The sequence below is a fragment of the bacterium genome (assembly GCA_035703895.1).
Lineage (GTDB): Bacteria > Sysuimicrobiota > Sysuimicrobiia > Sysuimicrobiales > Segetimicrobiaceae > Segetimicrobium.
In genome coordinates this window covers 1-6,755 of the sequence record DASSXJ010000179.1, presented here as the reverse complement: position 1 = coordinate 6,755, position 6,755 = coordinate 1, and the positions used below count along the sequence as shown (strand labels likewise).

The following is a 6,755-nucleotide window of genomic DNA, read 5'->3' as shown; positions in this document are numbered from 1 at the left end:
CAGCATCACGATCGCCAGCATCTCGAGGAAGTTCGAGAACGGGGTCGGGTTCTCGAACGGGTGCGACGAGTTGGTATTGAAGAACCCGCCGCCGTTCGTCCCCAACTGCTTGATCGCGATCTGCGAGGCGGCCGGGCCGACAGCGATGACCTGTTCGGTCACCTTGACGTTCTTGGTTGTGGGCTGGCCCTTCGCGTCGAGCACGGGCTTCCCGTTCGCATCGGTCACCGGTTGCTCATAGGACGTCGGTTCCAGCAGCGTCGCGGTCCTGTACGACGACAGGGTCGCCACCACCCCTTGGGAGGCCAACAGGAGAGCCAGGACGACCGAAAGGGGGAGCAAGATATAAAGACAGCCTCGCACGGTATCGGCCCAGAAGTTGCCGATGGCCTGGGCCGTGCGGCGTGCCAGCCCGCGGATCAGGGCCACCATGATGGCGAGCCCGACCGCCGCCGAGACGAAGTTCTTCACGGTGAGCCCCGCCATCTGGGTCAGGTAGCTCATCGTACTCTCGCCGCCGTAGTTCTGCCAGTTGGTATTCGTGGTGAAGGACATAGCCGTGTTGAGCGACAGGTCGGGCGAGACGGCGCTCATCCCCTGGGGATTGAGCGGAAGCACCCCCTGCAACCGCTGCAGTGCGTAGAGCAGGAGCATGCCCACGAGCGTGAATACCAGCATCGCGATCGTGTAGGTCTGCCACGTCATGTCCTCTACGGGGTCGATCCGGCAGAACCGGTACAGCGCTCGCTCGAGGGGCCGCAGCGCGGGGTCAAACATGGTACGCCCGCCTTCGTACACACGAGCCATGTACGCGCCCAACGGCTTAACCAGCACGAACACCACCGCGAGATAGAGCAGAATCCGCAGCACGCCGATGGTGGTCATACGAACCACTCCGGCTTCAACAGCGCGAAGATCAAATACACGAACAGCGCGACGGACAGAACACTCGCGAGCACGATCATGTCGTCACCGCCCCATCAGCCGCGTCAGACCGGGGACCATCCATAGGGTCACAACAAAGAGCAGGAGCATAAGCGCAACGATGAGGACATCCCACATCCGCGATCCCCCCTCTTTCGCGAATCACAACCTCAAGTATGGCACGCAAGCACTCAAAGGGAGCGCAAGAAGAGAGCCGAAACCATCAAGAACCCATCAAGCGGCCAAGCGGCCGCGAACCCTCGGGGGGCGCCGTTGAGGCCCGGACCGCGTTTCGGCTACGAGATATGCTGATCTGGGCGAAGCGCGTGCGCCCACCACCGGCGGGCAATGGCTTCGGGCGCGCTCCATACCGCGAGGTGCAGGCGTGCGAGGCTGTCCGGGTCGTCTAAGAACGCGGCTTGTTCCTCGGGATCCAGCGCGATCGGGTCCGTTTGCAGCGCCCGTTCCACCAAGCTCCCGCCGGCGCTCGGGGCGCGGTCCTCCGCCCGGAACATCATCTGCCAGATGTGATGGGCGTTCACATACGGATCGACGACGGTCCGCGCGAAGGTATTGCCCCATGACAGTTCGGGGTTCGTTCGCTGGGGCGGGCGGCTCTCGAGTGCGTGCCGGAGTTGACGGAGCACCAGAGGCGGCTTCCTCTCTTCCGGAGTGAGAAACAACCCCCACTCCCTGGCCAAAGCGCCCACTCCGGCGCTGCTGGAGTAGACCGACACGGGTACCGCCAACAGTAGTCCCGACAGCATCGGCGCCAGCCATTCGACCATCACAGGAAATTGCATCCGGGCCGCAACCACGAGCCAGACGATCCCGAACGCCGTCACGCCCCACTGACCGCGCCAGGCGTCCGGCCACGTCAGCGCATAATCACGCCTCCGCTGCGATGCCCACCCCACCCGCGCACCCGCGAGGATGGAAATGACGAACCAGGTATGGCTGACCATGACCGTCGGCGCCACAACCGCGGAGATGAAGAGTTCCAAAACGACGCTGAGAACGCACCCGACCCGCCCGCCGAACCGCCGCACGGCGGCGCTGTCTCCGAGAACGAGGGCGAGCGCCAGGATCTTGGGCAGGAGCAGCATCGCAAACGTCGCGCCGAAGAGCCGGATCGCCCAATCCGCATGCAGCGACGCGCCCGTCACCGCAACGCTGCCACTTCGCAGATGCGGGCCCGCCGCCGCGATCACCATCTCCGCGGCGAGGAACATCATCCACAGCGGGGCCATCAGGTACGCGCTGATGCCGAACAGCAAATGGAGACGATGCCCGACCGACAGTCCCGGAAGCCACAGCAACCTCGCGTGCTGCAGGTTGCCCCTGCACCAGCGGCGGTCACGTTTGAGATGGTCTGGAATCGTGGTCGGCACTTCCTCATAACTGCCCTCCAGATCATAGGCGAGCCACACCGTCCAACCGGCCCGGCGGATCAACGCGGCCTCGACGAAATCATGACTCATGATCTGCCCGCCGAGAGGGGGGGTCCCCGGCAGCCGGGGCAGGCCGCAGGATGCCATGAACGGCTCCACGCGGACGATCGCATTGTGCCCCCAATACACGCCGTCCCCGAGTTGCCAGTAATGCAGCCCGGCGGCGCATACCGGGCCGCACAAACGGCTGGAAAATTGTCGGGCGCGGGCGAACAGCGATGCCTTGTTCACGGGCACCGGGAGCGTCTGGATGATGCCGACCTCGCGGTGGCCATCCATCAGCGCGACTAGCTGCACGATCGTCGATCCCGCCATGATGCTGTCGGCGTCGAGCACCACCATGTACTGATAGCGTCGTCCCCAGCCGCGGCAGAACTCGGCGAGGTTGCCGGCCTTTCCCCCCGTGGGCCCGGGACGCCGCCGGTAGTAAATGCGGCCGAAGCCGTCCACCCCTCTGCACAACCTCGCCCAGGACGCTTCTTCCGCGATCCACGTATCCGGATCATGGGAATCGCTCAGAATGTAGAACTCGAATCTCTCAAGCCGTCCGGTCGCGGCGACCGATTGATAGGTCGCCCGCACGCCGGCAAACACGCGATCAACATCCTCGTCACAGATGGGAAACGCGATGACGGTTCGACCCCGGTCGTCTGGGGATGCCTCATCCGCGGTGGCCACTGGCGCCGGAGAAGTCCGGTGATGGCTCTGGCGGAGCACCAGATACCCCGCGATCGCCGTCCAGGCTCCCCAGGATATCCATGCGAACAGCGTGGAGAACAGCAGGCCGAGCCCGACCAGCGGGACCCACGGCAGCGACGGCGGGAGCGACTGAGTGAACGCCCATCCCGCCGCAGCCGCCGGAAGGATCACGAGGGCACCGAGCGACATCCGGCGCCTCCTCGCGAGCGCCTCCCACCCTGGCGATCCGATGACCACGGGGTCAGGCATGACGGCGTTTCCCGACAATACCGAAGGCAGGACGTGGTGCTCTGCCCGCGATCGCATCCAGGATGCGCCTCACGGAAAAGAGCTCGAAGGATTGCGGCGCCATGGGAGCAGGGAGTGGATCGGGCAGCGGCCTCAAGTGTTCCGGCCGCGAAAGGGTCGAAACGGGGATCCGCGCCCTCCCCTCAACGAGCGAGGCGGCGACTCGCCAGGAGACGGAATCCGGCCCAAAGGCGAGGGCCGATGAATCGTCGGGCTGCCGGACTTGCTCCCAGAGGAGCGTATGGACCTCCTCCATGGCCAGCCACAAGGGACTTACATTGTTGCGGCGCTCAGCCGCCCGGTGGAGGGCGCGCTCAACGGCTGTGCATGCCAGGAGATGCGGCGGTGGCTCGTGGATGTCGAGCGCGCGAAAATAGTGGGTGGCCCGCTGATAGGCACGCAGCCACTCTCCCAACGGCGGCAGGAGGGTCCCGGCGCCGTGATGGCCTATCCCCTTGAGCAGCGCATCAAAGGCGCTGCCGATCCAAGCCGCCGTCACATCCATTCCAACATCACGGTCACCTCGAGATCACGGCTGGGCCAGGTAGCTCCACGTTTCGGTGAGCGCATCCCGTCCGTGCTTGAGAAAACACTGCACGTCCACAGGAGCCTTCCCGGTGATGAGGAGACGGAACGACGCGCGCCACCCCTTTGTCATCGGGTTCCACTGCGCATGCTTTTCCAAAATCTTCCCTCCCGGCCCCACGGTAAGGATCGGCTCCACGATCGCATTCGGCGACAGTGGGGTGAGGGCGCCGCCGGCGAAATCGATGACAAAAACCTGGAGGGTTCCTCCCGCCGGAACATCGGAGGAGTGCGCCAGACCGATGCGGGTCGCGACGGCGCGGCCGCCGGGCGGCGGCGGAAGCCTGCGGTCTTCGCTCCCCCACTGGATGTCATAGGCGAGGCGGAGCGGGCTCCCCGCCGGTGGAAGGTGCGCCGGGACCCACATGGCGACAATGTTGTCGAAGAATTCATCCTGCGAGGGGAGCTCGACCAGGCGGACCTGGCCCTCTCCCCAGTTGCCGTGCGGTACGATCCACGCACTGGGCCGGAGATCGTAGCGGGCCTCGAGATCCTGGTAGTGGTCAAAATCCCGGTCGCGCTGCATCAGCCCGAACCCCGCCGGGTTCTCGAATGAGAATGAGCTGACCAGGACGCCTGAGGGGTTGACTAGGGGCCGCCAGGTCCATTCGCCCGCCCGCGAGGCGATCAACAGGCCGTCGGAGTCGTGGACCTCCGGTCGGAAATCCCCCGGCGTGCGCGCCGTGTTCTTTGCGTGCAAGAACATGCTGGACAGCGGGGCGATCCCCAGCACCGCGACCGGGGCGCGCAGGAACACCGCGGTGGTGACATCCATCGACGTCGGGGCGCCCGGGCGGATGGCAAACCGGTACGCAGCGGCCGCACTCGGACCGTCGAGAAGGGCGTAGAGGGTCATCGTGTCAGCAGAGCGCGAGGGGGTCTCCAGCCAAAACTTTGTGAACGACGGAAACTCTTCCCCGTTGGGATCGGCGGTGTTGATCGCGAGCCCTCGGGCCGAGAGGCCGTACCCCTCGCCTTTCCCCAATGCCCGAAAGTAACTCGCCCCGAGAAAGACGGCGAACTCGTCCGCAGTGGACGTGGTATGGATCGGATAGCGGAGCCGGAAGCCGGCGAACCCGAGTCCGGACGGCACCGGCGCGGGAAAGCGCACGCTTCCGTAGGTAAAGAGGTCGGGAGAGAAGGGTACGGGCCGCGCCCCGCGGGGGTCAATCACGTCGATGGCGACCGGCTGGCTGAAGTTGTACGCGGGAAAGAAGAACTCCACCTGAAATGGCAGCCCTGCATCCCGCCATAAAGCGCGCTGCCGTTTGAACCGGATATCCCGGTACTGATCGTATCCGAGCCGGTGGAGGAACTCTGGGATGCGATCCTCTTGGGAACGGTACGGACTCGCGCCGAGACCGCGCGCCAGGGTGGTGACATCCTCGAAACCAAACGTCGCCTGCGGAGTGACCGAGGGGCTCGCGCCGGGGACGATCGCGAGCCACAACCCCAGGACTATCACCCCAATCGGGCCCCGATATCCCAGCCAGATACTGCCCCGGCGCCTCGAGTGCGCATCCATGTGAATGCGCGTGCCCGAGACCCACCGGCTCTGAGTCGGGAGGGTAAGGCGAATTAGAAACCTCTGTGATTGGGATGGGTTACGCTTCTGTTATTTCCACTTTTGCTACACCTCAAACCGAAAAAAGAAAAAATAGGAGGGGACCGCCACGACGGTGGCGTAACTTCAGGTCCAATCGCGGACCCACATTGGGCATCCCAATATCGTATGCGGAAGATCATCGTCCCTTGCATCGTAGCGATTCTCGTTCCTCTTATTATCGGGGCGGCGCAGTGGGTGGGCGCTGCTCCCTTATCCACGTACGCCCTCAGGGTGATCGTCGGGCAAGCCGTGACAGTCCCGGTTCCCGGGGTCGTCCGTGCGGAAACGAATGTTCGGGATGTCGCTGAGGTGTCCACGGGCACAGACGAAGTCACGGTGCGGGGGATCCGGACCGGCACGGCGACCCTCATCCTCAATATGCCGGACAGCATCGAAGCCCGCCCGATCCAGGTCGTCGCAGACGGGCCCTCACAGACCCCGGGGCACGCACTCGGGAGTGGCTGCCTCGATCAGTCCTACATTACGGCGGATGCATCGCACGTCGTGCTCAACACACCCTCGTTCGACGCGGAATGGGCCCCGGGGAACTGGCGCTTAGCATGGACACCTTCGGACGCCCGCGTGCTGGCATCGAGCGCGCTGATCACACCGCTGCAACAACTCGGAGTTCCGGCCGTACCCGGCGTCCAGGTCCTGTGGGACACTGGCTGGGGATTCATTGCGAGCAACGCGATGAACCTGGTCGGGTACAAGGTTCCCGGAGGCGCGGGGACGATCATGCTGGGAGAGAGTAGCCTTGGACCCGCCGGAGCGATCGAGGCGTCGTTTGGCGACTTCGCTCTCTCGACCGCCGCGGTCGTTTCGCCGTCGGGGCAAATCCAGAACTTTGCTGGGACCACCCTGAACCTAGGACCCGTCACCCTTGGCTACACGACCGGCCTGGGGGGAGGCTCCCCGACCATGCAGGTTCGCACCGGGCCGGTCGTCGTCTCCGCCGCGGCCTCGCCTTCCCAGGGCGTCCAGCTGGGATTAGGCTCATCGCTGGCCGGTCTCAATTTCCAAGGACTGTGGACGGCGCAAGGCGGGTGGAGAGCGCAGCTTGGCATGACGCTAGGGACGGGTCCCGCCCAAGCGCAGCAGGACCCGTGCCGGACCATACAATCGGGTTTCCCCGGCACTCGCTAAGCGAAGCGAAGACCCTCCTCGCCTCTCTCGATCACACCCAAGCCGCGCATCTGCTT

General features: G+C 64.9%; 6 protein-coding genes. 1 reads left to right on the top strand and 5 read right to left on the bottom strand.

All coding sequences use genetic code 11. The annotated features are described in order from the left end of the window. The 5 genes from VFP86_12730 to VFP86_12710 all read right to left on the bottom strand — a co-directional run. A partial coding sequence (locus VFP86_12730; GenBank protein HET9000505.1) for a potassium-transporting ATPase subunit KdpA occupies window positions 1-885 on the bottom strand: 885 nt, incomplete at its 3' end. After that, on the bottom strand, window positions 882-965 hold the full coding sequence (kdpF, locus tag VFP86_12725; GenBank protein ID HET9000504.1) for a K(+)-transporting ATPase subunit F: 84 nt from the start codon (window positions 963-965) through the stop codon (window positions 882-884). The genes kdpF and VFP86_12730, both read right to left, overlap by 4 nt. A 255-nt stretch (window positions 966-1,220) precedes the next feature. Beyond that, on the bottom strand, window positions 1,221-3,323 hold the full coding sequence (gene mdoH / locus VFP86_12720) for a glucans biosynthesis glucosyltransferase MdoH (GenBank protein ID HET9000503.1): 2,103 nt from the start codon (window positions 3,321-3,323) through the stop codon (window positions 1,221-1,223). Next, the gene (locus VFP86_12715) at window positions 3,316-3,867 is read right to left on the bottom strand and encodes a hypothetical protein (GenBank protein ID HET9000502.1); all 552 of its coding nucleotides are present in this window, start codon (window positions 3,865-3,867) and stop codon (window positions 3,316-3,318) included. Before VFP86_12715 ends, mdoH begins: the two co-directional genes overlap by 8 nt. Window positions 3,868-3,891: 24 nt before the next feature. After that, complete coding sequence (locus tag VFP86_12710) at window positions 3,892-5,412, bottom strand: glucan biosynthesis protein G (GenBank protein HET9000501.1); 1,521 nt, start codon at window positions 5,410-5,412, stop codon at window positions 3,892-3,894. Between the two features lie 450 nt (window positions 5,413-5,862). Between VFP86_12710 and VFP86_12705 the strand changes: the two genes are divergently transcribed. Next, entirely contained in the window at window positions 5,863-6,699 is an 837-nt protein-coding gene (locus VFP86_12705) for a hypothetical protein (protein ID HET9000500.1), read from the top strand. Window positions 6,700-6,755 lie beyond the last annotated feature (56 nt).

Bases quoted from the DNA above. Each gene is read 5' to 3' on its own strand.
- mdoH (HET9000503.1), bottom strand. From the start codon at position 3,323: ATGCCTGACCCCGTGGTCATCGGATCGCCAGGGTGGGAGGCGCTCGCG.
- VFP86_12715 (HET9000502.1), bottom strand. From the start codon at position 3,867: ATGGATGTGACGGCGGCTTGGATCGGCAGCGCCTTTGATGCGCTGCTC.
- kdpF (HET9000504.1), bottom strand. From the start codon at position 965: ATGATCGTGCTCGCGAGTGTTCTGTCCGTCGCGCTGTTCGTGTATTTG.